Source organism: Paraburkholderia sp. MPAMCS5 (assembly GCF_036016995.1).
In the GTDB taxonomy this organism is placed as follows: Bacteria; Pseudomonadota; Gammaproteobacteria; order Burkholderiales; family Burkholderiaceae; genus Paraburkholderia.
In genome coordinates this window covers 123713-149321 of sequence record NZ_JAYXBK010000005.1, presented here as the reverse complement: position 1 = coordinate 149321, position 25609 = coordinate 123713, and the positions used below count along the sequence as shown (strand labels likewise).

Here is a 25609-nt window from a genome sequence, read left to right as displayed (position 1 = left end):
TGAGCTTTCCTCCAGGCGTCGATGGATTAGAGGCTCTTTGCTTCCCGAGCGCGCGTCATGCAGACCGCACCAATCGCAGGCCCAATGGCAAGCGTTGCGAGCGTCGCAGTGAAAGAGTTTGTTTGCGAGTACACCAACCCCGCGACTGTCGGCGAAATTACGCTGCCCAGTTGCCAGAAGGCGTTCATCGCACCGATCGTCGATCCAGTCGCCGCGGGCCCGACAAGTTCTGCTGCCATTGCCGCCATTAGCGGGGCATACACGAATGCTGCAGCGCCAAGGAACGGAGCAATACAGAGGAACAACGTTTTGCCGCTGATCTGACCGAAGACCAAAAACAAGATTGCGAATGCAGCCAGGGAGATGATGATACCGGGCCGCCTCTTTCCGCCCATCCGGTCGGTGATCCACCCGACTAACGGTTTTGCGCAAACTGCTCCGATTCCAAAGACCATCGAGATTTGGCCCGCGTCGGCCGCGCTCATGTGCTGCCCTTTGATCATCAAAGCGTTCGACCAGAATGCGAACCCCCAAGTAGCCCAGTTAGCACCAAAACCGGCAATCGAGAGTAATCTCAGATCACGGTTCGCCAAGAGCGCCCGGATGCTGGGCCTTTGCGACTTCGATTGAACAGTGACTTCGCGTGGAGCATTACGAAGGAACAGGCAACAAGCCACACCGATACAGATAGTCACGGCGCCAAGCAAGTAATACAGGTCATGCCACTGATGGGTCCGCAGAAAAGCGGGATAGACAGCGTTAGAGACCGCGATCCCGATCGATGGCCCGGTAGTCAAGATGCCTAAGGCCAGGCCTCGGCGGTTCGAATCGAACCAGCTTGCAAGAAGCTTGATGCAAGCGGCGTAGTCCGCGCCCGCAGCCAATCCCATCACACATTGCAAGATCAGCCCAGTCGTGACTGATGTCACGTTCCCGAACAGAAAGGTCGCGACGCCGAGTGGAACGAGCGCGCAAGTTAGCGTCAGTCGAGCGCCTATCCGATCCGTAACGAATCCCATCAAGAAATTCGACGCGACGTAGCCACAATAAAACGAAGTAACGAAGATTCCGAGTTGCGACAACGGCGAGCCCAACTCTTTGCTCACGTCCAAGCCGACGTTGCCCCACGCGAGGCGGTCGAGGAAGCTCATCACCCACGCAGCGAAGGCGACCAGTAAAATGACCCACCGATATCGGTTCGCGGGCGCTGCCTGTGCCGATGTCATGGCGGTTGTCTCACGAGCCGCGTCAATGGCGGCACTTGTAGTTTTCAAGCTCGTCTCCTTGATATAGCCGGGTCTGCTCACTAGGACGGTATCGGCTGTTGCAGGAAGCGTAAGCAACGATTGGGAATGGGTAAATCGACAAATTCCGGTCAAGGTTGACCATTTATTCAACTATAGGGTTTTTGCCTACATCGAAGGCGGACGTCGAGTGCGGCGTCAGAGGCCTGCGACTCGTCCGCGCTTGAAGCTACACGGTGCTGGAGCATCTGCGCAGCGGACGACGCTGGCAAATACTGACCGGCGATGTCGCGCTGGTCGATCGCAATGTTTCGCCAACCGTCCGAGCGTTTGTCGACGGGGTGGGCGATATCTTTCATGAAGCAGGCACCGGCTGGCGAGCGAAAGCTTATGACCAATTTTAGATTGAACCGGCCAGTCAATTGGCCGCTGCCTGGCGTAGTCGAGCGACCGGAATTGGCCGTACACCGGCAGTTCTCTCTGCCTGCCCCGCTATCTCGCGAAAAGCCTTCTTCTTGTTTGTGCCTTTTCCCTCCAGGCTGCTCTCTCGACGTAGCGCGAACGACAAAGCTATCCTATGCTCGACTGTGCAGCGCGCGCAACACTGGGGAAGACCGGCCGGCATCGGCCGTACCTCAAACTTCTGCCTTCCTGCGCACCCATGTTTTCGCGGCCCCCACTTCTTCCGTCCACGCGCGCAACTGTTCGGTATCGTCCACTCAGCCTGGCAAGTGCTGCCCTGATCGCCACCGGTGCGCTCCTGGCGCTGTCCGCCTGGTATCCGGGGCACCTGCAGATTCTCTTGTTGCTCCTGCCCGCCGTATGGTCGCGCGCGCGGGGACGCGCCTCGGCTTTTGCGCTCTGGATGAGCTATTACCTCGTTGGCGCACGCGATATTCCCCTCGTATGCATGCGCTTCTTTTCCGGCTATGGCGAACTGAGTCGGCCAGAAGCGTTCATGCTCGGCTTGCTGTTCTGGAGCGCGCAGGCGTGCGTGCTCGCGACACCATGGGCGCTGCTCAAGCCGCAGTCGAACGCTAGCGCCGCACGCTACGCCTTGTGCGCCGCTAGCGCGACCGTGCTCGTGACCGTACCACCGCTCGGCATCATCGGCTGGCTATCACCGGCATACGTCGCCAGCACCCTATTTCCTAGCTGGAAGGCGCCGGGCTTGATCCTGGGCTTGACCGCTATCGCGTGCGCGGCCGCCTTCTCACATTGTCGCTTTGCCCGGCAGGCCGCAATGCTGCTGCTGATCCTGTCCGCCGTCGCACACAGTGTGGAGAACGCGCGGGTTGTACCGTCCCGGTGGGTCGCGCTTGACACACGCTTCGGCCGGTTCGATCAGTCCAGCTACGCGTTGCTCTACGCCCGAACGCAACTCGTCGAGGCCACTACACAACGCGCGTTCACCGCAGGCGCAACCGTCGTCGTCCTGCCAGAAGAAATCGTAGGGTTGTGGCGCCCGGCGCTGGCCTACTGGTGGCGTAAAGACCTCCAGGCATTAGCAGCAGAGAACCGAACATTGATCATCGGCTTGGACCTGACCGTGTCCGGCAAGCCGTTCCGGTACACTGACAGCGCGCTCATCGTTGGCGCAAACCACGGGCGCCTCGACAGTCGCCAGCCGGTGCCCGCAGCGCTATGGCGCCCCGGCGCGGCCGTTAGTGCGATCCGCGGTAGCCTGATGCAGCCATACCTCACTGTCGACCGCAAGCGCCTGGCCTTCTCAATGTGCTATGAGGACCTGTTGTGGTGGCCACACTGGCGAATGCTGCTGCAATCGCCCGACGTGCTCATCAGCCTATCCAACGGCTGGTTCGATTCCGACCTTGCGCTCGCACATATCCAGCGCCAGAGTATCGCCGCCATCGCGCACCTGTCCGGCACGCCAATGCTGCGTGCGGTGAATCGGTAGCTGCAATTTCCGCGGACAGGCGTGGCATAAGCGTCCATCGTTCCGGCCCGGCCGTCCTGGTGTCGCAAGCGCCCCGCGTGCCCGCGAATTGGCGCGCTGATGCGCTACCGGGATCGAATGGTACGCGTGGTAGCCGAGGCGAGCGGCCAGCGCGCCGCCATCGAGTCGAGCCTCGAAGACGGCTGCCCGCTCAGGCGCCGCCGTTGACCGCGTCCTTAAACGCCTTGCCTGCCGTAAACTTGACGGTCTTTGCCGCGGCGATGCTGATCTCCTGTCCCGTCGCTGGATTGCGACCGATGCGCGCCGCACGCGTGCCCTGAGTGAACGAACCAAACCCAATCAGTTGCACGCTATCGCCTTTCACAACCGCGTTCGTGATCGCACCAATCACAGCATCAATCGCCTCGCCAGTAATGGATTTACTCGAACCGGTAGCCAATGCCACCGCATCAATCAGTTCCTGTTTATTCATTAACACTTTCCTCTTTCGGTGATCGACACTGGCCGACAGCTTTCCTCGTGGGGTTCGTAGACGACAGCCGTCGAAAGCCAGCCCGGCTACCGTATCGCGAAGGCGGTACGTGCGCAAGCCCTTCCGACACCGTCAACACAGATACGGTCGGGAGGTGCCGGTTTCAAGAAGCAAACTGCTGCGCCGTAGCAGTCCTCCATGGCGGCAACGAATTTCCGCGTTAACTCGCATTGTGCGACCGGCGTCGAGGGAGCGCTCACGTGAAACTCGAACGAGCCATCCACGAAAGCACGCAACGTAGGGGTCGCGGTGTGCGAGCGCCATGCCTTCAAGCACGAGAGCCCGTAACATGCGCTCTTCCTCGACGTCCGGCCGAATCGGAGAGTCGCCATCAAGGATTGGCGGCTCGTCCGTTCGCTCGCGAGCACCTTGGCAAGTCATTGGCCTTGCGCCCGCGCCGCCCGACGCGAACGCCGGCTCGAGGCTTGTCCCGGCGATGCCGCGCCACTTGGATCCTCAGCAGGTGACTCTCCCTCCGCGGTCAACTCAGACGGGTCTGATAGGTCCTCGGCCGAACCCTCCTCCTCGCCCCCGCCCTCGCTCTGTGATGAGTTGCCGGGAACGTCGCCTTCGCGCGGTTGGCGCGTCCGATACACCACCTGGTCGATGCGCACGAGGTTCAGCGAGATGGACTCGGCGTCGATATGCGCGCCGGCGTCCGGCTCGTTGTCGCGATTGATCCATGGGCTGACATAGAAGTCGCCGCGCACGACGACGCTTGCCCCGGTCCGGATATGCTGAAGCACGCGCTCGGTGAGGCGCTCATTCCAGATGGTCACGTCGACCGGGAACGTCCGTCCGTCGCGCTGCTCAAGCGTGCCATCCTCAAGGCGCCGGTAGCTGGCGGACATAACCCGCAGCTCGACAATGCGCCGCGCACCGCTGGCAGTATTGACCTGTTTCATCGTCGGCGACGCCAGCACGTTGCCGACCAGTTCTGCGTAGATGCCCATTGAGGACTCCGTTCATCGAGGGATTGCCCCTGTACATCGAACGCGCTGTCCGCTACCTGCTAGCTTGGTTGGCTGGTCTGCGTCAGCCTAATGTCTCATTGCTCACGCCATGACGATCGCCGCGGCTGTCTCAGGTGTCACCGGTCCGCCGAAGTTTCACGGTGCCGTGCTCCAGGTACATCGCGAGCTGACTCGCCGCATACCGGAAGACCGACTCGAGTGCATTGAGTTCCTTGGCGCGAACCTGGCACTGTTGCAAATACGTCCGTAGCGGTGCGGGAATACGATTGAAACAATCCTTCGCGCGCTGCCACGCGACCGCATGCGGCTCACCGCGGATGAACCAGTCGAGACGATGGCGCGTCGCGCCGCTCGCTAGTGCGATCCGTACGCAGCGCAGCGACACGTCGAGCCGGGTAGTCGCGCTTTCCAGCGCCAGCATCTGCATTTCGGTCACAGTCTCTTCCAGCCAGTGCTCATACGAACGCAGCAGCACGCGTATCCCTGCGTCGCCGGAGATTCGTGATACAGGTAGCGTCATGGCTGGCTCATGGCTACCGGCTCCCTTACCCTTAAAAGCCTTTGAACGTCGATCCAGATCGGAAGATCGGTTAGTCATTGCCGCAGTTCTCGCATCATTGGACTAGGGTATCTGTCGCAGCTTGCGTCACCGCGTCGTCCCGGGACAGCGGCACACTGTCGAGCAGCCGCAGTTCCGCATCCGACAGACGGCTCACACGCCGCCGGCTGTGACGCGGCTCACTCGCGCCGGTAAAGACGTCCCGAGGCAATACACCGAGCAGCGATCGCGCCGCTTCAACGCGTTCGTGTGCGGCAGCATCCGCATTCGGCAGGAAGTCGACGCGCGAAAGCGGCAGCAGCTCGGCGCGCGTGAGCACGCGCTGGCAATGCACGGCGAAATGAAACACGGACAGGCATCGATGCTTGGTCGAACCGATGCGCCGAAAGCCTTCGGTTGATGACATCAGGTCGCGCAACACTGCGGAACGCACGAGTCGCACGAGATAGTCCAGCTCGGCGAGCAGCATTACGATCATGTAACCGTATGGCGAGCCAAACTCGAGCGAGACCTGTGCAGGTTCGCGCGATTGCAGCACCGAATACTCCAGTCCTTTTTCGCGCGCGGCATCTAGCAACTGGCGGGTATGCTGCTGTTCGAGCTCGTTAGCGCGCCGAATACCGCCGATCCGATTCGCGATCTCGATGAGCTTCCAGTCCGCGTATGGATTGTCGTTGCCCGACAGCGCCCACAGGGCGCGCAGGGACGCGGCCACACGGCGCCCTCCTGCCATTGGATGACCCGGCTCGCCGGGCGCGATCGATCTCCCCAGAAAAAGGCGCATCGCATCCCGAGTATGCAGCCTCATGCGGTCCGCGCCATCGCTTCCCAACTGGCCGATTCGGCTGATGGCCTGCGCCTCGTGAGGCCGTACCAGCGGATCACTGGCCTGTCGCAACGCGTGCGTCTCGCGCATCCGACTCAGCGCTTCCTCGCGTTCGAGAAACAGCTGATAACGACCGAACAGCGGATCTGCCGGATCAGGATCGCCCTCGGCAATAAGGTGCGCGATGATCACTCGCTCAGCGTCGACGTCATAGCCATCGGCAAACGGCGACGACGCAGAGCGTGCAAAGGCATCAACAGATGGGTCAATAGTGCGAGGCGATATGTCCATGTCTGGCTCCTCAAAGACAAGTTCAGTGGCAACCAACCGCGTGCTCTCGTGTTACCCGGGGTAACACGCGCCTGCTATGCGGGGGAACAGGACAGGTTGCCGTTACCCCGGGGAACAGCCGTTGCAATGACAATCACGAGCTGACATGCGCCTGTGCGCGGCAGTCGCGATCGATTCGGTCACGCGTGGACGCCCACGTGACCTGTCAACTCGCCTAACAATCGACGCGCTGGCCGATGCGCCGCCTGTGTGCGAAGCGCATCGCGGATCGCCGCCAGATGCTGGCGGGCGGTCTCGTGCGTTGACGCCGACAAGTCGCTGGCCTGCTGGGAGCGTGGCGAAGCTGCGTTAGCGTCCTCGTACTGCGGTGCTCGCTTTCGCGCCGCCCGTTCGAGATGCGCCTTGGTGGCAACAAAATCTCCGGCGAGATAGCGACGCACGAGCCCCGCGATGTATGCGACGGGCAGTTGCACCGGCTGATGCCGGTGACCCGCCGCCATCTCGTCAAGAAGCGTCTGCCGATCCGCCGCAGGAATCCGGGCAAGGTGCGAGGAGATCAGGGCGCGGTCATTCTCGACCACCATCGCTGGCCAGACGAGGGCGCCGACTTGCCCCTTGGCGGGCAATTGCGAGAAAGGACAATCGATACCCACTACAACCGCTTTCGGCCGCTCGCCCGGCAAAATCGCTGGGCCGCCGGTCGTTGTAGTCCGGTATGTAATCGTTCCGTATACGCGCGCGTCTGCAACGCACGTTTCCCTCCATCGGTAGTGGATCAAACCCGCCCATCGCAAGTGCACCATGGGCGCATCAACACTCAGTCGGAGACTTCCGGTTGGGGGCTTTGGGCGTTCCGTCGTCCGCGCGTAGAACTTCGGCGCATGAACTGCAATGCCGCTAGGCCAGCCGTTACCCGGCGTTACAGCTGGCAGTGGTGCTGCCGGAGCACGCGCGCATTCATCACGCAGGCTCTGGGCAAGCAGACGCTTGCGCGTCGCCAGCCGATCGAGCATATCGCCGCGCGACACAAGTCGTTCAAGCTGGTGCTTCAGTTCACCCGCATTGAGTTGGGTGAACACTCGCCGGCCGGTGCATTGGCGCGTGAGTTCGCGAATCAGCCCTTGCCGCACAAGCCGCGCTCTCGCGTTCTCGAGCTGGCGCCGATTCAGGCCGAGCGTGCGCTGCCATTCGCCAGCCGTGAGCGTGAACCAGGTACATTGCCGATCGGCCTCACGGCGCTGCAGTTGCACCATACGCGAGAGCAGCAAGGCCGCGTTCACGTTACCGACCAAGTCTACAAAGATGCGCCGGTACGCGACAGCCGGCCCGAGCATAGTGTCACCCGCGAACGGATCTCCTCGCATCGATTCGATCGACGATGGAAGCTGCGCAACCATCGGGCATGTGGATCGAACCGCGTTCGAGATTGCTTCCACTTCCAGCCGGTAATGCATACGCGCGGGTTGGCCACCGCGCCATTCCGTCAGCAGGTTCATAGCCCGCAGGCACCGCCGCGCATTTTCCTGTTCCTCTCGCGACAGACCCGTCTCCAGCATCCAGTGTTCGCGCGTCTTGTGGACCCACCCGCCGTTGACGTCCACATCGCGCCCACGGCGCGTCCAGTACACGAGCTGCGAGAGCAGGAGCGCCTGCTTCGGATGCCCCGTGACGCGGGCGAGCCGTGTTCCAAAAGCAATGGGCCGGTACGGCCTCAGCATCGCCCACAACGATTCGAATTCAGCGATATAGGGATGGCATCCAGGCATCATGATTCAACCTCCTCCAGCCGTTCGGGGTGGTCCGGATGACATGGATGTACGGGCGGCCAGACGATGTGGGCCGTTCTTTCTACCGCCTTGCGCTGAAGTAGCGTGACGACGGCGGGCCAAAGGACGCGGAACTCGTCCGCCTGAAGGGTCTTTCGCCGTCTATGCCCAATCAGACCTTTGGACTCGAGTAAGCGCCGCGCGGCACACTGCTGCGGTTCCGTAAGCGCCAGTCTTCGTTCGAACTCATCGGCCGGGACCCGAAGCCAGGCATGCTGACGCCCTGTCTCGCTTTCAAGCGTCGACAGTTCGGTTAGCATTGCGGCTGCAGCCAGGTCGCCGCAGATTTCGACGAAACAGCGATCGATCGTGATGGGAACATCGAGCATCGATAGAATCATCTCGGCCTCGGCAGGCGGCAGTCCGGGCGAATCGTCCCAGGTCTTGCCGGGTAGCAGATTGCCTTCCGGATCAAGTCGCATGTCGTACATGGTGAGGCTCCTGATGGGAAGAAGATGAGTGGCACGCGCCCATGTCGGCGTTCAGTGCCGCAAAAAGCGTGGCTAGCGACCATTGGCCATCACATCGCCGATGTAGCGCCAGATAGCGCTCGCGCAAATCGACCATGTCGTTGAGCGCGCCCCACACGTCGAACAGCGCGTCCAACTCGGATGGTGAAAGCGCGCGCGGTTTCGTCGGCGCGGGGACGTTCAGTTCAGCCCGCAATTGAGCGATCGTTGCGCGCGTGGCCGTGCGGAAAAACGCGCGGATCATCGGGATGCTTGCCTGCCGTTCGACAAACGCGCGCAACAGATCCTGATCGCGCCACTGCCGCTCGATCAGCTCGCAGCGACGCTGCAACGCGCCCGCATCCACGAAAACACGCAATGCACCGGCTCCCAGCAAATCGCGCGCGATCGCCGACGAGCGCGCATTACCGAGCACACGCAGAATTCCATCTGGCAGTCGGCCTATTGTTGTCCTCGTGCGGATCGCCGCTGTTTCACATGGAACTTCTCGATCATCAACGCCCGTAACGGCGTGCCGATTCGCCACACAAGCGAAGGCGATGAGTTCAAGCAGCACGAAACGTTCGAGCGCCTCGCTCTCGAGACGCAGGAAAGTGGTGTCCATCACGGCCCTCCTCGCTGAAGCCGATCATCAGCACCTGGTTCTGGCCAGTGCGTCGGCGCAAAACGTTCGGGATAGGCCGCACGGAAGGCGCGCGCCGCGCTAATGAGCTCAGCCCACCACTGGCCGATCGGGTGATCCGGGTTGAGCATGACGTCGAACATCACGTCCATGCGGTCAGCCAGTAGCGGTTCGCCGACGCTTGCATCGCACGTGCGGTTCCACGCGTCGTCATCGCGAGCCATCTGGGAAAAAACACTGTCAGTAGGTACGCGCGTGAGGCCCGTTGCGGTGTTTTGCCGCGATAGACAGACGAGCCACCACCAGCCGAGATATCGTGTGAGCGCAGCTTCATCGCACTGGGCGCCAGAGTCGGGCGCGAAGCGCGGGGTGTCAGCCGGTGGCGGCTCAGTCATGAAGCCGTACGGCAATCCGGGCGCATCGCGTACGCAGCTATCGAGACCACAACTGCGTGCGAAAGCGAGCACTGTCTCCCGGAAGCTCTCGCCTTTGTATGCTGGCGGTGCGGTCTGCGGCGCCAGCCTCCCGCTAGCATCGCCAGCGATCAGTTGGGACCCGCTATCCGATGTCGGTAATACACCATCCGGTGCTGGGCCCGCTGTCACCGCCGCGCCCTCGTTTTCACCAGCGCCGCGTTCCGACGAGGCTGATGAACTGCGCGTTGTCGATGCCTCATTCGTCGCTGGAGAAGCGCCGACTGCCGAGGTTTCACGTCGCACGACGTCTATGCCACCCACTGCACGCAACTCGTCGGCTGTGGCTTCCCGCACACGCTCGAGCAGATCGCACATTCGTTCGAGTGCGCCACGGGACACGCCAAGCTCACCCGCCAAGCGCATTCGCAGTTCGTCCACCAACTGGGCAGCGTCGAATGGGGCGCTCTTTTCCGATATGTGCGGCCTCACAATGCCGTGACCGTCAAGATCGCAGCGGGCAGCAATGCCGGCCAGTTGTGGATCGATCACGCGTTCCTGCATCCAGCGGTCATCATGACCGAGTCGTCGCGCCAAGCGCAGCAATATGCCGAGGCCGGGTTGAATGACATCGACGAGTGCACGGCGGCTCAAATAGAGAGTCGCCGGTCCAAGTGCCGATAGCCGGTCGACAGCAAACTGGAAGAGCGCGAGCAGCACGTGGCTCACGGCTGTGCCCTCTTGTTCGAGGTGGCGCGAAAACTCGCGCAACGACAGTGTCTCGCCGCGTTCGGCTTCGAGATGCGCCTTGAGCGCAAGGTAACCATTGGCCTTGTCCCAAAAGCACAGATCGGCGCGTTGCTCGTTTTCGCGCAAGTGAGCGGCCAACAGCTTCGCCTCACCGGGATACGCCACGTAGAAAAAGTCGTAGTAGAGAAAGCGGTCGTCGTGTGTTTCGTCGTAAAGAGCGGTCGCCGCGGTCACGCGCGAATTACCGCCCTTCGCCACCACGTAGGTTGGCGCGCCCGGGCGGCGGGTCACCGTCACAATCTGCTCAATGCCGTTGGTGCGGATCGACTCCTTGAGCTCCACGATGCGTTCATGCGATGCGCGACGTGGATTTCGTTCATAGACCATCACATCGGTGATCTTGAGCCGGATAACCGACGTAAGTTGCGGCTCAGGCGCGCGCGCGCCCGGCGGCGGCACGTCCAGGCGCTGTGCGGCGAGGCGCTCACGTGCTGCCCTGACCGGCTCTCCCGGCGCGCTCATGCGACTGCTCCCTGTCCGCTTTCAACGGGCACCGTGCAGTCGATCGCGGGCCGCGGGGACCCCACATAGACATTCGCAAGCGACGGAAACAGTTCCCATGCGAGGCGATGCATGACGTTCCAGGCCGAGTTGCCGAACTGACGCCGGCGATCGAAGTCATGCACGGGAATACGCGCCGTCGCGGCTGCCGCATACGCGGCGGCAGATGGAATTACCGTCCCGAGTACTCTGACCTTCGGATGGCCTGTGAACCGCTGTCGCAACACAGCTGCAAGTGCTCGCGCATTGGTGGTGCGTTCATGCGCATTGATCAGCGTCAGCAAGTCGCCGGAACGGAATGATTCGCCGAAGTCGGCAAGCCGGTTCAGTTCGTCCAGCATAGCAAGCGTGCCCGTGGCGAACTCGCCAGCGCTCAGCGCATCTGGCTTGACAGGCGACACCATCACATCGGCCGCCATCGCCGCGGACTTCTGCAGTTCGCCGACCGCACCTTGCGTGTCGATCAGCACAACGTCATACGGTTCGATAAGGGGACTGCGCATCGCGCGGCGCAGGATCATCAGGCGATCCTCACGGCGATTGAGCCACGCCTGCAGGGCAGCATCCGGCGTATCGGAATAAACCAGATCGAGATTCGAGAAAATCGTGCGGCTGATACAGTCGGCCGACGGATTACCGCCCGAAGTCACGACAGCAGTTAGACCTTGCGATGAACGGTAATGGACGGGAAAGAACTTGCTTAGACTCGGCTGGACATCTGCATCGATCGCGAGAACCTTCAGGCCGAGGGCTGCGAGCAGGCCGCCCAGATTGGCGGCGACGGTCGTCTTACCGACGCCGCCTTTGGTGGAGACGAAGGAAATAACTACCGGCACGGTGGGATATCCAGGACAGCGTCATCGCTTGAGCGGAATTCAATGAATAATTTGCGTAACTACGTCGCATCGAGAGACGGTCCATGTGCACCACGGGCATCAGCGGCGTCCCCAGCGGCCTCGGCCTCTCCGGAGTGCGTCAATTGCGAGGCGATCCACTTTTCATACTCGGCCACGGGGAATAGACGACGACGTCCCACACGGATCGATGGTGGCATCGGCAGCCCGAGCGTCAGTCGGTTCCGTGCAGTGGCCGGCGCGATATGCAGCTCGCGCGCGATCTCTTCCAGCGTGTAAAACCGCCCGCTCGCCACAGTTCCTCCAACACACTTCAAAGCATCGCCCGTCCAACAACAGCTCTTTTTGTCCAGGCACGTCCAAGCTTGTCCATTACTCGACTGTACCTATAATCAAGGTACGAAATCACTCTAGGAAGGTGAGGCAGACATGTCAAGCACCGCGAATCACGGGGACTATCATCGGCGCGTTGCGCAGGTACGCGAGCGCCTCGACCTCTCGCAGGAAAAGATGGCCCGGCAGCTCGGACTGTCGCTGCGCGCCTATGCGAATTACGAGCGCGGTGAACGCACGATCCCCGTCGAACTGCTACGCGCTCTATACGAACAGTTTTCGGTAGACCCCGTATGGCTGCTCACGGGTGGCGGCCATATGATTCTCGATCGTGACGTGCGGTACCGGCTTGACCAGCAAACGCTAGACAGCGTGATGAACGCGGTCGTGCGAGTGGAGGAACATCTTCCGGTGCCCCTCGACGCAAAGAAAAAGGCGCGGCTAATTGGGCTGCTATACGAGCAGTGTCAGCTACTGGGCGAGAGCGCCGACGAAATTCTCAAGGATTCGCGGATTGGTCGCCTGACGCGGCTGTCTCGCTGACAGCGACAACGCAAAAAAGTGTTGAACAGCGAGCAACGGCTAACCGCCAGGGATTAATCTTCGGACTTACTGATTTGCCGCACGTGCTTATACCGGCAACATCGTGCATTCGTCGTGGAGGTCGGTGATGGCGCGACTGGAAGACCTGCAGGAAGAACTCGAACAGCTGGGCAGGGAGATCGAAGAAGGGATCCCCCGCGCGCGTGCTAACCGTTCGCGCACTTCGGCACCCTCGGACGAAACGGCCGTTAATATCCAACTCACCATTCCGCGGCACGTACGTCGGCTGCAAATCAGCATCTCGATGGAGCAGTTAGACGACCACGCGCAGTGATGACGCTTCGCGGTCCGCTCGCTTTTCTGTGGATATGCGCACCGACGGCATCATTGTTCTTGGCTTCATCCCTCCTCACCGCAGTCTGACAGTCTCATTCGATCCCCGGTCCGCGCAGTATCTGCATCGCATGACGCTTAGACAGCCTCATGCGCAAACCGACTTTCCATCGTCAGCAGGTACACATGGGATTCCCCGAGCACCCGGATGTCGGTCATTTCACGCCTAGACCCCATCTGATTTCAACGCGTCGGAAATCCGTTGTGCATGCTGCTGCGTCCGAGAACGCAACGTTGTGCAAATTTGTGGAACACGGCACTGCGCGACGGATCGTCTCCTAAGATCAAAGCTCCTTTTTGCTTCGCCGCCGGCTTGTCCTTTGCGCCTACGGCCAGGGGCACACGGTCATCACAGATCCGGGGGTCACCCATGAGTCATCGCGCCGTAACGAACGACCAAGATCTCATCCGCTCCTCATATCCCGAATGGAGTGAAGTGCAACAGACCATGACGTCGCCGGACGTCTTCAAGGTCGTGATCGACATTATGTTCGACTGGCTGACCGTCGCCGCGGCCATGCTGACCCTGCATCGTTTTGGATTGTGGCCGGCGCCTGCCGCTGTTGCATGGATCGGCAACCGGCAGCGTGCGCTCGGCAACCTGCTGCACGACGCCGCGCATCGCAACCTCGCACACTCGAACCTCGTCAACGACACACTGGCGCGTCTTTTCGTGGCGCCGGCGCTTTTCAACAGTCTCACCCTCTATCGCGAGCTTCACGCGCGCCATCATGCGTGGCTGGGCGACCCGACGCGCGACCCTGACTACATCGCCGTTCCGCACCATTACGGCGAAGGCTGGTGGCGACCATTCCTCCGAGTACTGCTCACGCAGGCCGCATGGCTTGGCTCAACGTTCGGGCATCTGCAGCGAGTCGGCTGGTTGCAGGGCCTCGGCATTGTCGGATGGTGGGCGGCCATACTAGGCGGCGTGACGCTTGCATGGGGCATCCATACGACGGCGCTGTTCTTCGGCATCTGGATGCTGGCGAAAATGACCGTCTTTCACGCGATTACCACGTTTCGCGAGCTGTGCGATCACTTCGGCTTGCGTCCGGGTGGGATCTTCCATTACACGCGCGACGTCTCTTCCCACAGCCTATGGCGGTGGATCATTCATCCGCGCAACAACGGCTACCACCTTACGCATCATCTGATTCCGTCGATTCCCTATCACCGCCTGGCTCGCGCGCAACGAGCGTTGCTGGCATTGCCCGCGTTCGCTGGCGCAGCCAGAGTCTGCCACGCGTATTTCCGCGGCCCTGACGCGGTCGTCCACGAATGGGTAATCTCCTCAGGAGCAAGCAATGACACAGCGTAAGCTTAGTGCCGTTGGTGTCGGTGCATTACTTGTGTCCGCGAGCTATGGCGTCGCGTTCCTGCTCGGCTCGGGCGAGATGGCCATCCATGCTGGGATGGCAGGCAGTCTCTATGCGATCGTCACCGCGCTGGGGATGCTGGCGCTTGCGCTTGCAGCGCCGGCGCTGTGGCGGACACGGGAACTCATCTGGGACGTGTTCGGCGAGCGCTACGGGGCAGTGGTCCGCAAGCTCGTCGCGCTTCTCTCGCTCGTTTGGATGTCTGGCGTCCTTGCCGCCCAGATCCACGGGGGTATCGCTGTACTTGTCGCGATGGGGCTATCGGCAACGCATGCGCTGACACTCGTTGCTGCTGGCTTGCTCGTAATGTCTTCCATTGAACTAGGCATGGCAGCGACGATTTTCGCAATCTGCCTGCTCGCGACGAATGTCGCCCTCGTGCATGCGCTCATTTCGTCAAACGGCCTCCCTGTGTATATGCATGCGTGGCCATCCTTTGCTAGTGAAATGCGCGTAGCGCCACGAGCTGCTACGCTGGTGACGATCGTCGCAGTCGGGTTTTTGGTCATCACTGGCTCGGACTATCAACAATTCGTCATCGCAGCGCGCCGACCACGAGATGCATGGCTCGGCTGTGTACTTGCTTGCCTCTTCCTCATAGCTACCGGATTTCTTCCGGCCGCAACAGTTGTCGCTGCGCTACATGCTGGAAAGCTGTTCGGCCTGACGGACGCGACGAGCGCGATACCTTGGATCCTCCTTCAGACCGGCGGGCCAATCGGACCGCTGTGTATCGGCCCTATTCTGCTTGCTGCGCTCGGTTCGGGCAGCGCCATCACACGATCGATGGCATGCGCGATGGAAGGATTAACGCGAGGCGATGGTCACCGCGCCCACTGGCGGCGCATCCTAATTATCGCAATTGGATCTTCGATTGCGGCTGACGGGCAGGCGATTGTCCCGACCATCGTTTCACTTAACGTCGTCTACGTCTCGGCCGTCGGGTTGCTGTTCATCCTTCATGAGACCGGGCAGCAGGTCACCCCTCGCTGCGCAGTCATGATGTTGCTCGCCGGTGCCGGGGTATCTCTGCTTGTTGCCGCCCTATATTGGACCGGGATCAGCGATGTCGCGGGTTGGCTGCCGCTGCCGACCGGCCTTTTTGCGTCCGCCTGCATGTTGCTTACACGGCAGATAGCACTCGGTGTCAGGCGCGTACGCTCCTAGATGCAGGACGATGCTGCCTTCCTTAGTCGGTGATCTGTGACGGAAACTGGACGGGCGCTGTGAGTCATGCGGAAGCGTCGGCTGTACTCTCCGTCACCGACGCCTGCACCAAGCTCTTGTGCGCCGCATCGATAACCAATGCACTGATTCTCGCAAGCGGCTCAGGCTCCGACTCCCAGTGATGCCAATAGAGGTCGATCATCAAGTCATGCCTGGGCGCGAGCGCAACCAGTTCTCCAGAATGAATCAGAGGCTCAGCCTGCATCGCGGGCACGAGTCCATATCCCAGGTTGCTACGGATGGCATTGAGCAGTGCCGCCGGAGACGGAAAATAATGCTTCAGGTACTTGCCTACTGACACGCCGAAGCACGACTCGAGAAACGTGTCGTGCAACATATCCTTTCTGTCGAATAAGACTGCCGTGGCCTTCAGCGCACCTGGCAACGTCATGCCGTCAGAAAAGTACTCGGAAGCAAACTGGGGTGTGGCCACGCATTGGTACCGCATCTGTCCGACCGGTTCGGCAAGAAAACCGTCGAGAGGCTTGCGTTGCGTCGATAGGCAACCCTTAACGTCACCACGCGCCAGCGCTTGGACCGTGTGATCCTGATCGTCAACGACGATCTCAAGCGCCACATGGTTGAGTGCGAGTTGCCGCGCGACAGGCTCAAACCATGTTGCAAGCGAATCGGCATTGACAGCGAGAGCAAGGGCGGTCGTCGCCACGCTGCCGGGCATGATCCGCCGAAGCAGCGCGTCCTCCAGAAGCCGTACAGACATGAAATATCGCAGAACGTCTTCGCCTGCCTTTGTCGGAGTGAGAGGCGGCTCGCGGCTCACCAGTAACGCCCCTAGACTCTCTTCAAGGACCTTCACCCGCCGTGAAGCAGCACCGCGTGAAATATTCAAGGCGGCTGCGGCGCGTGTGAAATGTCGATGCTCGACCACGGCGGCAAATGTTTCCAACTGCAGCATGTTCAACATCGTGCCCTCTTCCCGGCAGTGCGACAAGCTCGGCGCTAGCTTGTAGTCGTCGCCGACTGCCCTTCCCATCGATACCTGACGTGGGTTCGCGCAACGTGCGATCGCTTGCAATCCATTGCGGCACGAGGCGTCGCCGCCTTTCGCTCGCTTGGTCACGTTGAAGCCCGAGAGATCGTTGTTCCCGGCGACGAGTTTCTCGAGCAGCGACGCGCCCCCGGAACAGCGCGTCTTCCTTCGCGATTCGCGGATGTCAGTGAGCAACTTCGGAAGGCGCTGCCTGTCAGCCCAGTTCGTTAGGCGGCCGTGTCAGGGCAGAAAGCCGTACGGGACAGGCACGTCACCCCACTACTGGTGCGTACGTCCCACTCGAACAGGATTAGTGAGCCCAAATATCTCCAGTTGACGCCGCGTGGCGAATACAGCGACGGGCAGTTCACGTCGACGGTCGAGAAGTAGCTTTCCAGACGACTTGACCTCAATCACCAATATAATATGACCAGTCGCCTTATAAAGTCAAGGTATCGAGCGCAGGACAACGCGCACTGTACGTCATTACCTTTAGCGCGGCAAATCTCTTCTCTTATCTTTGCCAGGCTATTCAACCCTGGCCTTCACACTCAAGGGCAGTAAGCAGGATATTGATTTGTTCAAGCGACGCTGTTTGATACGTGCGAGGCACCGCGATATCGTCGGTACGCGGCATGACATCGTCGACGTCTTCCCGAAACGACCGGCTAATCTGCTTGCACTGCGCTGCGGAGAGTTGTGGCAACACTGCGCCAACAAACTTGCAAAGCACTATCATGCGGCCCCGATACGCGAAACCGCGTCGCCGCCCTCTTTCACGCGACTTTCGCAGGCGAGAACGCGCGTCGCTTAGTGGTGACGAAGGCGATTCTGTGTCTGATGCTCGTGCTCAGATGAGCCGGAGGGCAACCGCCGGCTCGGCGATGGTTCGTAACACAGCCCGAGTCCGCACAGCTCAGATGCATTCTTTGCCGCTCGTATCGCGTCGTAGAACGTCGGTTCACTGGCCACATGTGCCCGATCGACATGCACGACCCAACTACCGAACATGAAGCGCCAGCGGACGCGGCGCTCTTCGAGAAGTGCTGAAAGCCAACGCCAGACCGACGCGTCTTCCGCGTTGGCCGCAGCTGCGGCATCTAATCGCGCCCGTTGCATGGCGTCCATTTCGTTACTCCGGTTCGGGGCCTACATCTTAGCCAAGTGCAGGCTCCACGCCTATGCGGGGTTCTCGGAATAGGTGTAAAACCCTCGCCCGCTTTTCCGGCCCAGATCCCCGGCCTCGACCATCTCCCTGAGCAATGGCGCCGACCGATACTTCGGATCATTGAAATCTCGACACAGCACATCCATGATCGCTAGCACCGTATCCAAGCCGATCAGATCGGCCAACGCGAGCGGACCGATTGGATGATTCGCACCCAGCTTCATGCCGGCATCGATCTGCTCGGCACTCGCAAGCCCTTCACGCAAAGCGAAAATCGCCTCGTTGATCATCGGCATGAGAATCCGGTTGACCACGAAGCCGGGGGAGTTCTTTACGTCGATCGGAGTCTTGCCTACACGCTTGGCGAGCGCCACCACCGCATCGAACGCTGCATCGCTCGTCCGTAAGCCACGAATGACTTCGACGAGTCCCATAACCGGTACGGGATTAAAGAAGTGTAGCCCCGTGAAGCGCTCCGGGTTAGCCAGTGTCGCGCCGAGTTTCGTCACCGATACCGATGACGTATTGGTCGCGATGATGGCATCGGGACGAACGATGCCATCGAGTGTTTTAAGAATGTCTTGCTTGGTCTGTAGGCGCTCGGTCGCGGCTTCGATGACCAACTCGCATGCCGCGAGATCCCGCACTTCGACGCTTCCCCTCACTCGGGCAAACATCGAATGCGCCTCGCTTTCAGAGAGGTTTCCCTTCGACACCATGCGGTCGAGTCCAGCCCGCACACTGCCCATGCCACGTTGCACGGTCTCGTCGTCGACGTCGTTGAGTATGACGTCCAGTCCGGAAACGGCGCAGACCTGCGCAATACCCCGCCCCATCTGTCCAGCGCCAACAATGCCTATTGTCTGTGTGTTCATATCGCCTGTTTCCCACCTGATGCGTCGGTTTCCACTGATCGTTCCGAGCCGATCCGACGACTAGCGCGGCGGCTCGCGTTCGAGCGCAGTCAGCAGAATGTTGATTTGTTCAAGCAACGTCGTGTGATATGCGCGCGGCACCGCGACATCGTCCGTACGCGACAATGCGTCTTCGATACCCTCCCGGAACGACCGGCCAATCAGCTTGCACTGCGCTTCGGAAAGCTGCGGCAGCACCGCGTCGACGAACTTGCACAGCACCACCAGCCGAGCACCAATGCGCGAAAGCGCGTCACCGCTCGCTCTCAATTGATCTTCGCAAGCGTCTAGAACTTGCTCTACGTCGATAGCGTTCGCTGCCATCATTAGAACTTCTCCCATGCTTCGCTCTCCGGAGTTGAGCGTTGGGCGCGCACGGTTGAGCTCGATGACGTCATGGGTGCCTTGAAGCTTGCGCTGACCGCCGCAGATTTCAGTGCAGCAATGCCTTGTGTGCGTTCCTGCGCATAAGTTTGCAACGCAATACTGCGCGCGTTATCCGTTAGTTTGAATACGGACATTGCATCCTTTAGTTTCGTCGCCTGTTCCTCAAGCGACAGTGCGGCCGCAGCCGATTGTTCAACGAGCGCCGCGTTCTGCTGCGTCACTTCGTCCATTTGCATGACTGCCTGACTGACCTGTGCGACGCCCCTGCTCTGCTCCTCCGACGCATTTGCGATTTCGCCGACAACGTCCGACACCTGCTTGATCGCCCGTTTCACTTCGCCCATGGTCGCGCCAACAGAGCCGGCCTGCTTCGCACCGTCGTCGATCATCGCCACTGACGCATCGATCAGTTCTTTGATTTCACGAGCTGCAGCGGCCGAGCGCTGAGCCAAGCTGCGTACCTCGCTAGCCACAACGGCGAAGCCGCGCCCTTGCTCGCCAGCACGAGCTGCCTCGACCGCCGCATTCAGTGCCAGGATGTTCGTCTGAAAGGCAATGCCTTGTATGACGCCGGTGATCTCTGAAATCTTAGTTGAGCTAGCGCTGATTCGTTCAATTGTGTCCACCATGCCTTGCACGGCGTCGTTGCCCGCGTCTGCAACGTTCGTCGCTTGGACTGCCAGGGTATTGGCCTCACGTGCGTTCTCGGCGTTTTGTTTCACTGTCTCCGTCAACTGCGTCATGCTCGACGCGGTCTGCTCAAGGGACGCGGCCTGTTCTTCAGTACGCGAAGACAGATCGGAGTTTCCCGTCGCAATTTGGTTTGACGTGGCAGCTACGCTTTCGGCATTGCTCCTCACCACGCTGACCACCTCGGCCAGCGAGGCCTTCATTGCGCGAAGTGCGGCGAGCAAGGGGCTAAATTCATCATTGCTCGAATCCTCCTGAATGGCGGCGAGGTTGCCGTCTCGCACCTGTTCCGCAACCTCCTGGGACATCGCGACCCGGCGCCGCAACGTGCGGCCCGTCATCCACGAGCACCCCATAAGCGCGGCCGCGATCACCAGCACGATGCTGATCAGCAACGAGCGGGTTTCCGATGACGCCGATACCACCCGAGACACCTCGTCTGTCAAGTTCTGCTTTTGCCGCTCCTTCGCAGCGTCGAGGATCGCTTGCATGCGGCGAAGCGCGGGGACCGTGGTCGTCGTCATCAGGTTGAGTGCATCGTTCGTCCGCCCCGCCTCGATGAGTTTGAGGGTGTCGTCGACGGTCTGCCATGTCTGCTTTTGAAGCGAGATCCAACCGGGAAACGCATCTCGATCGCGGCTTGGGCCCGGCGGTAGGGCGTTCAGGAATCCGGCGTCGTTTTCAGAGATTCCCCTACGCAGCCGATCGATCTCCATCGCCGCGGCCTCGACATCCTGAGGAGTCTTAGCCAGCATCGCCTCGCCGACTTGAGCCAGAATGGCAGTGGCATATTCTCCACTGCCCGAGATGCGCATCAGTTGCTGAACCCGTACCCGTCCGCTGCTATCGGCGATATTCGCCACATTGGACAATTGCACCCATGAGGCCGCAGCCAGAGCGCCGAGTGCCGCGATCAAAACAATCGAGAACGAATACAGCCGTTTGGTTACGCCAAATCCCGAGAAAAGCCTCATTCCACTCGCCTAGTGTGTGATGTTATTGCGCCGCTTCACGCTGCGACCTGCCCGATTCAATTTCTCGATGCGCGGTCGCGGCCGACTCATCAGCGTTTTCAGAAGGCCACTTGGTCTGCTCCTTTAAGGGCGAGGATACGACGTGCATCGTCAGGTGTCGCTATCTCAAGGCCCATGCCTTCGAGCACCTGGCGGACGAGCGTCACCTGCTCCGCATTGGTTTTTGCGAGTTGCCCCTTGCGTAACCATAGCGAGTCCTCGAGGCCGACCCGGACGTGCGATCCCATCGTCGCGGCCAGCGTTGCAATCGAGATCTGATTGCGCCCCCCGCCAAGGACCGACCATTCGTAGTTCTCGCGCCCCAGCAGCCGATCGGCGGTACGACGCATATGGAGCACGTCTTCCGGATGCGCACCGATGCCGCCCAAAATACCGAACACGGACTGCACGAAAAACGGCGGCTTCACCAACTGACGCTCCGCAAAATGAGCAAGCGTGTAGAGGTGGCCGATGTCGTAACACTCGATCTCGAATCGGGTGCCGTTCTCTTGGCAGGTCTTCAGGATGTATTCGATATCGGCGAAAGTGTTTCGGAAAATTCGGTCCCGAGAGCCCTCGAGGTAGGGCACTTCCCAGTCGTACTTGAGCTTGGGGAAGCGCGTCAGCATCGGGAACAAGCCGAAGTTCATCGACCCCATGTTCAGCGAGGCGACCTCCGGCTTGAACACTGCCACCGGACGAAGGCGCTCATCGATAGACATCGTCGCGGCGCCACCGGTCGTGATATTGACCACGACGTCGCTGCGCCGCTTGATGCCCTTCAGGAATGGCTCGAATGCCTCGGGCGATTGATCCGGCAGCCCTTGGGGCCCGCGCGCGTGCAAATGGACCATGGCGGCGCCGGCCTGTGCCGCGCCAACGGCAGCTTCTTCGATCTGCTCCGCAGTCACCGGCAAATATTCCGACATGCCCGGTGTGTGAATCGATCCGGTGATCGCGCACGTGATAATGACCTTGCTTCCGTTCGACATTGTCTTCTCCTAGTCACGCCAGCGGCTGGCGAGCGATATACGTCTCCGCGCTGGCAACGGCGACGCTAACTTTATTTATGTCAGTTGCCTGTCCGTCCTGGTGCCTGCACCGACTAAGGACAGCGCGCAACATCACTGCATTGCTGGTTTCCGTGACGCGTTCATTTGTCTACCCGTCGACGTCGGCTAGCTTGAAGACGGACACCGCTTCGTTGAGCGATCGCGCCTGCTCCTGCAGCGACAGCGCCGCCGCAGCCGCCTGCTCGACCAGCGCCGCATTTTGTTGCGTCACGTGATCCATCTGCGTCACTGCGAGGTTGATCTGCTCGATCCCGGAGCTCTGCTCCTCGGAAGCCGCGCTGATCTCGCCCATGATGTCCGCTACCCGCTTGACGGCCACGACTACATCCTCGATTACGGTACCGGCTTCTTCAACCAGCACTGATCCGTCATTGACCCGGCCGACGGATTCGCCGATCAATTCTTTGATTTCCTTCGCCGCCGCGGCCGAACGCTGCGCGAGAATCCGAACCTCGCCGGCGACCACGGCAAAGCCCCGGCCTAGTTCGCCGGCGCGCGCTGCTTCTACCGCCGCATTGAGCGCGAGGATATTCGTCTGAAAAGCGATGCCCTCGATTACGCCAAGGATGTCGCCGATTCGGTTGCTGCTCGTCTTGATACCGTCCATCGTTTCGACGACACGGCCGACCACTTCGCCTCCCTTGATCGCGATGTCCGAGGCGTTACCCGCGAGCGTGCTGGCCTGGCGCGCGTTGTCGGCGTTGTGCTTCACGATGCTGGTCAACTCTTCGACACTGGAGGCGGTCTCTTGCAGCGAGGCGGCCTGCTCCTCGGTGCGCTGTGACAGGTCGGTGTTGCCGGCGGCGATCTGCTGCGTTGCGCCGGCAATCGAATCGGCCGAACTCTTGATTTGTCCGATGGTGTCAATCAGCGACTGCTGCATGCGGGCCATCGCGTGGAGCATGCTGCTGCTGTCGCCCTTCCGAGTCTGGACCTGCGTTGCGAGATCCCCACCCGCAATTCGTCCTGCAATATCGACCGCGTACGCCGGCTCGCCACCCAATTGGCCGACGAGGCTACGTGTGACGACCGTCACGGCAATGGACATCAACAAGCCCACAAACACCATCAAACCCAACGATCTCGCCAACGTCGCATGAAAATCAGCATCGATATCGTCGATGTAGGTGCCCGTCGATATACCCCAGTCCCAGGGCTGGTAATACATCTCCAAGCTCTTCTTGACCACCGGCACGTCGCTGCCGGGTTTCGGCCACAGATAGTCGACGAATCCGCTGCTGCGGCCGCTGCTTGCTATGGCGGCAACGCTCTGGAAGACGTGCATCCCGGCCGCGTCGGTGAAGCCGGACATATCCTTTCCGTCGATCTGAGGCTTCAACGGATGCATGACTACGACGGACTTGCTGTTGCTGACTACGAAATACCCGTCCTCGCCATAGCGCATTGCCTTCAATCGCGCCAGCGCTTGCGCGCGTGCTTCGTCAGCGGAAAGCTTGCCCTCTTGCGCGAGTGCCCCGTATTCCTTGACCACGCTGAACGCCGTTTCACTAACATTCTGCAAATCGCGCATACGCTCTTGCACGCGCAAACTACGCATTTCGAATGCGTCGCGCAATGTGATACCGAGCAAACACACCCAGCATAGAACCAGCGGCAACCATAGCTTTTGGCGGAACGTAAATCGATTCATTTCAATGATTCTCCTGGTCTTTTCGGGCTGCGCTCAACTCCGCCAGCCCTTCTTCTATTTATCGACGCGCACTAGGCTGCGTTCTGTCTAAGCTGCTTGAGCAGCGCGGTCATTTCTGGCTTTGGTAATGGCCTGCTGTATAGAAATCCTTGTGCGGTCGTGCAACCATTGGCGCGAAGAAATGCCTCCTGCTCGGGCGTCTCCACGCCCTCCGCGACTACCTCCAGCCCCAGGCAGCGCGCAATTGACAAGATGGCCTTGACCAGCTCTGCGTGACGTTTGTCGGTAATTACCTTATGAATGAACGACTGGTCGATCTTAAGCGTATCGATCGGAAACCGCGTCAAGTAGCTGAGTGCCGAATATCCAGTTCCAAAATCGTCGATGGCGATGGATAGCCCCATGGACTTGAGCGACGAAAGCGCGTCGAGCACGTTGTCGTCCTCTTCCAGAAACAAGCTCTCTGTGAGTTCGAGTTCCAGCCATTCGGGCCGACAGCCAGTTTCACGGAGAATCTCCTCGACCATCGCGACCAAATCGAAAAAGCGAAACTGCCGTGCTGACAAGTTGACGGCCACCTTGTGCAGGACAACACCCGGCGCGTTCCATTCGGCAGCCGCGCGGCAGGCTTCGTGCAACACCCATTTACCGAGGTCGACAATCAATCCGCTTTCTTCCGCGATCGGAATGAAATGCTGCGGTGAGACGAAGCCACCGCCGGTACGCTTCCATCTGAGCAAGGCCTCGGAGCCAATCACCTCGCCGTTCCCGGTCACCTTGGGCTGATAATGCAATGCCAGCTCGCCCCGCTCGATTGCGCGGCGCAGCTCGGAGTCCAGTTGCAGGTGCATGCTCGCATGCACAGTCAGCTCTTTCGAATAAAAGCAGAAATTCCGTCGGCCCGAGCGCTTGACGCGGTACATTGCCAAGTCCGCGTATTGCACGAGGTCTTCCGCTTTCGCGCTGTCGGTCGGATACAGAGCGATGCCGATACTGCACGAAATGAACACTTCTCTGCCCTGCAAAGAGAAGCCCTCGTCAAGTCGGGCGACCATCGCTCTCGCAATGTCCTCCAGAGCCCCTTTGTCATGAACCGCGGGAAGCAGGACCGCGAATTCATCTCCCCCGATACGTGCCACCGTGTCGCGTGACCGGACACAATCTTGTAGGCGCTCGGCTGCCTGGCGCAGCAGTTCGTCGCCGATCGCATGCCCCATCGTATCGTTGACGCTCTTCAACCTATCCAAATCGACCATCATCACGCCGATCAATCCACGTCGAGCGTTCCCTCCAGCAGCGATCGTCTGTTCCAAACGTTCCTTGAACAACGCACGGTTCGGCAAGGCGGTCACCGGGTCGTGAAAAGCCAACCATTGGATCTTCTGACGCGAGGCAGTGAGCTCTCTGATGTCTCGCCCCACCGACATTACGGTTTCCACCGCCCCATCCGCATCGAATTCCGGTACGAGCCTGACCAGGTAACTACACTGGTTGTCGCTCAAATCGCGCCATCCTGGAACTTCGAATTCGAGCCCCATTCCAGTGGCGAAAACTTGAGCCAGTTTCTGTTCGAATGTGGCAGCGTATTGCCAACTGGAGCGCTCTGACGGCTTCTTGCCGATTAAAGACGCCGCCCCACCCTCGGCAAACGCCGCAAAGGCCGGATTGACATAAGTGCGGCGCAAATCCCTGTCGTAGTGGACGACCAGATCCGGCATGCGCTCGACAAGACTCCGAAATTCCGGTTCGCGACTGGCTTCGGGGTGTCCACGCTCAGGTATATCGCGCGAACCGCATACGGCAGTGCCCGAGGCCAGGTCCTCTTTCAAACTTCGGATTTCCTGGGCGAGCGCTTGAAGATGCATTGCGGCGTTTCTCAAACTGCCCAGAGCTTGTAGTTCCATCACGATGCTGTCGATACGATTTACGATGTTCAGACACTGTTCTACTCGCTGCCCAAGGTCACATATCACGAAGCCTCCCGCGATTCGTCCACCCGGCGCTCAC

Annotated in this window: 24 protein-coding genes; 6 read left to right on the top strand and 18 right to left on the bottom strand. The window is 60.3% G+C overall.

The window, feature by feature from the left end; genetic code table 11:
- Window positions 1–26: 26 nt before the first annotated feature.
- Complete coding sequence (locus VOM14_RS13500; protein ID WP_327629224.1) at window positions 27–1274, bottom strand: MFS transporter; 1248 nt, start codon at window positions 1272–1274, stop codon at window positions 27–29.
- Between the two features lie 206 nt (window positions 1275–1480).
- Here VOM14_RS13500 and VOM14_RS13495 point away from each other — a divergent pair, with 206 nt between their 5' ends.
- Window positions 1481–1648 carry a hypothetical protein gene (locus tag VOM14_RS13495; RefSeq protein ID WP_327629223.1) on the top strand — a complete coding sequence of 56 codons (168 nt, stop codon included), beginning with the start codon at window positions 1481–1483 and terminating at the stop codon, window positions 1646–1648.
- A 461-nt stretch (window positions 1649–2109) separates the two neighbouring features.
- Window positions 2110–3162, top strand: coding sequence for a conjugal transfer protein TraB (locus VOM14_RS13490; protein WP_327629222.1), 1053 nt, complete (start codon window positions 2110–2112; stop codon window positions 3160–3162).
- Between the two features lie 190 nt (window positions 3163–3352).
- Here the strand turns inward: VOM14_RS13490 and VOM14_RS13485 are convergent, their stop codons facing one another.
- From VOM14_RS13485 to VOM14_RS13445, 9 genes are all read right to left on the bottom strand, one after another.
- Window positions 3353–3634 (bottom strand): HU family DNA-binding protein, encoded by a 282-nt coding sequence (locus VOM14_RS13485; protein WP_327629221.1) that lies wholly within the window; start codon window positions 3632–3634, stop codon window positions 3353–3355.
- A gap of 437 nt (window positions 3635–4071) precedes the next feature.
- A complete protein-coding gene (locus VOM14_RS13480; protein ID WP_327629220.1) occupies window positions 4072–4647 on the bottom strand; it encodes a single-stranded DNA-binding protein in 576 nt (191 codons plus the stop codon).
- Window positions 4648–4777: 130 nt separating this feature from the next.
- Window positions 4778–5266 carry a hypothetical protein gene (locus VOM14_RS13475; RefSeq protein ID WP_327629219.1) on the bottom strand — a complete coding sequence of 163 codons (489 nt, stop codon included), beginning with the start codon at window positions 5264–5266 and terminating at the stop codon, window positions 4778–4780.
- 16 nt (window positions 5267–5282) lie between these two features.
- The gene (locus VOM14_RS13470; RefSeq protein ID WP_327629218.1) at window positions 5283–6344 is read right to left on the bottom strand and encodes a PFL_4669 family integrating conjugative element protein; all 1062 of its coding nucleotides are present in this window, start codon (window positions 6342–6344) and stop codon (window positions 5283–5285) included.
- 179 nt (window positions 6345–6523) lie between these two features.
- Window positions 6524–8113, bottom strand: coding sequence for a hypothetical protein (locus VOM14_RS13465; RefSeq protein WP_327629217.1), 1590 nt, complete (start codon window positions 8111–8113; stop codon window positions 6524–6526).
- Complete coding sequence (locus tag VOM14_RS13460) at window positions 8110–8601, bottom strand: hypothetical protein (RefSeq protein WP_327629216.1); 492 nt, start codon at window positions 8599–8601, stop codon at window positions 8110–8112. Before VOM14_RS13460 ends, VOM14_RS13465 begins: the two co-directional genes overlap by 4 nt.
- Window positions 8582–9244 (bottom strand): hypothetical protein, encoded by a 663-nt coding sequence (locus tag VOM14_RS13455; protein WP_327629215.1) that lies wholly within the window; start codon window positions 9242–9244, stop codon window positions 8582–8584. Before VOM14_RS13455 ends, VOM14_RS13460 begins: the two co-directional genes overlap by 20 nt.
- Complete coding sequence (locus VOM14_RS13450) at window positions 9244–10947, bottom strand: chromosome partitioning protein ParB (RefSeq protein WP_327629214.1); 1704 nt, start codon at window positions 10945–10947, stop codon at window positions 9244–9246. Before VOM14_RS13450 ends, VOM14_RS13455 begins: the two co-directional genes overlap by 1 nt.
- The gene (locus VOM14_RS13445; protein ID WP_327629213.1) at window positions 10944–11822 is read right to left on the bottom strand and encodes a ParA family protein; all 879 of its coding nucleotides are present in this window, start codon (window positions 11820–11822) and stop codon (window positions 10944–10946) included. The genes VOM14_RS13450 and VOM14_RS13445 overlap by 4 nt, the downstream gene beginning before the upstream one ends.
- 447 nt (window positions 11823–12269) lie before the next feature.
- Between VOM14_RS13445 and VOM14_RS13440 the strand changes: the two genes are divergently transcribed.
- The 4 genes from VOM14_RS13440 (at window position 12270) to VOM14_RS13425 (ending at window position 15655) form a co-directional block, all read left to right on the top strand.
- Window positions 12270–12716 carry a helix-turn-helix domain-containing protein gene (locus VOM14_RS13440; protein ID WP_327629212.1) on the top strand — a complete coding sequence of 149 codons (447 nt, stop codon included), beginning with the start codon at window positions 12270–12272 and terminating at the stop codon, window positions 12714–12716.
- A 127-nt stretch (window positions 12717–12843) separates the two neighbouring features.
- On the top strand, window positions 12844–13050 hold the full coding sequence (locus VOM14_RS13435) for a hypothetical protein (RefSeq protein ID WP_327629211.1): 207 nt from the start codon (window positions 12844–12846) through the stop codon (window positions 13048–13050).
- A 267-nt stretch (window positions 13051–13317) separates the two neighbouring features.
- On the top strand, window positions 13318–14430 hold the full coding sequence (locus VOM14_RS13430; protein ID WP_327629210.1) for a fatty acid desaturase family protein: 1113 nt from the start codon (window positions 13318–13320) through the stop codon (window positions 14428–14430).
- Window positions 14417–15655, top strand: a complete 1239-nt coding sequence (locus VOM14_RS13425; RefSeq protein WP_327629209.1) for a sodium:solute symporter — start codon at window positions 14417–14419, stop codon at window positions 15653–15655. Before VOM14_RS13430 ends, VOM14_RS13425 begins: the two co-directional genes overlap by 14 nt.
- Window positions 15656–15719: 64 nt before the next feature.
- On the opposite strand, the gene VOM14_RS13420 is transcribed toward VOM14_RS13425, so the two are convergent.
- The 8 genes from VOM14_RS13420 to VOM14_RS13385 form a co-directional block, all read right to left on the bottom strand.
- A complete protein-coding gene (locus VOM14_RS13420; RefSeq protein ID WP_327629516.1) occupies window positions 15720–16640 on the bottom strand; it encodes an HTH-type transcriptional regulator ArgP in 921 nt (306 codons plus the stop codon).
- 876 nt (window positions 16641–17516) lie between these two features.
- Complete coding sequence (locus VOM14_RS13415; protein WP_327629208.1) at window positions 17517–17834, bottom strand: hypothetical protein; 318 nt, start codon at window positions 17832–17834, stop codon at window positions 17517–17519.
- A gap of 51 nt (window positions 17835–17885) precedes the next feature.
- Window positions 17886–18749 (bottom strand): 3-hydroxybutyryl-CoA dehydrogenase, encoded by an 864-nt coding sequence (locus tag VOM14_RS13410; RefSeq protein WP_327629207.1) that lies wholly within the window; start codon window positions 18747–18749, stop codon window positions 17886–17888.
- 60 nt (window positions 18750–18809) lie between these two features.
- On the bottom strand, window positions 18810–19130 hold the full coding sequence (locus VOM14_RS13405) for a hypothetical protein (protein WP_327629206.1): 321 nt from the start codon (window positions 19128–19130) through the stop codon (window positions 18810–18812).
- Window positions 19115–20839, bottom strand: coding sequence for a methyl-accepting chemotaxis protein (locus VOM14_RS13400; protein WP_327629205.1), 1725 nt, complete (start codon window positions 20837–20839; stop codon window positions 19115–19117). The genes VOM14_RS13405 and VOM14_RS13400 overlap by 16 nt, the downstream gene beginning before the upstream one ends.
- Window positions 20840–20937: 98 nt before the next feature.
- Window positions 20938–21870, bottom strand: coding sequence for a 3-keto-5-aminohexanoate cleavage protein (locus VOM14_RS13395; RefSeq protein ID WP_327629204.1), 933 nt, complete (start codon window positions 21868–21870; stop codon window positions 20938–20940).
- A 169-nt stretch (window positions 21871–22039) separates the two neighbouring features.
- A complete protein-coding gene (locus VOM14_RS13390) occupies window positions 22040–23602 on the bottom strand; it encodes a methyl-accepting chemotaxis protein (protein ID WP_327629203.1) in 1563 nt (520 codons plus the stop codon).
- 71 nt (window positions 23603–23673) lie between these two features.
- Entirely contained in the window at window positions 23674–25506 is a 1833-nt protein-coding gene (locus tag VOM14_RS13385) for a putative bifunctional diguanylate cyclase/phosphodiesterase (protein WP_327629515.1), read from the bottom strand.
- Window positions 25507–25609: the final 103 nt, after the last annotated feature.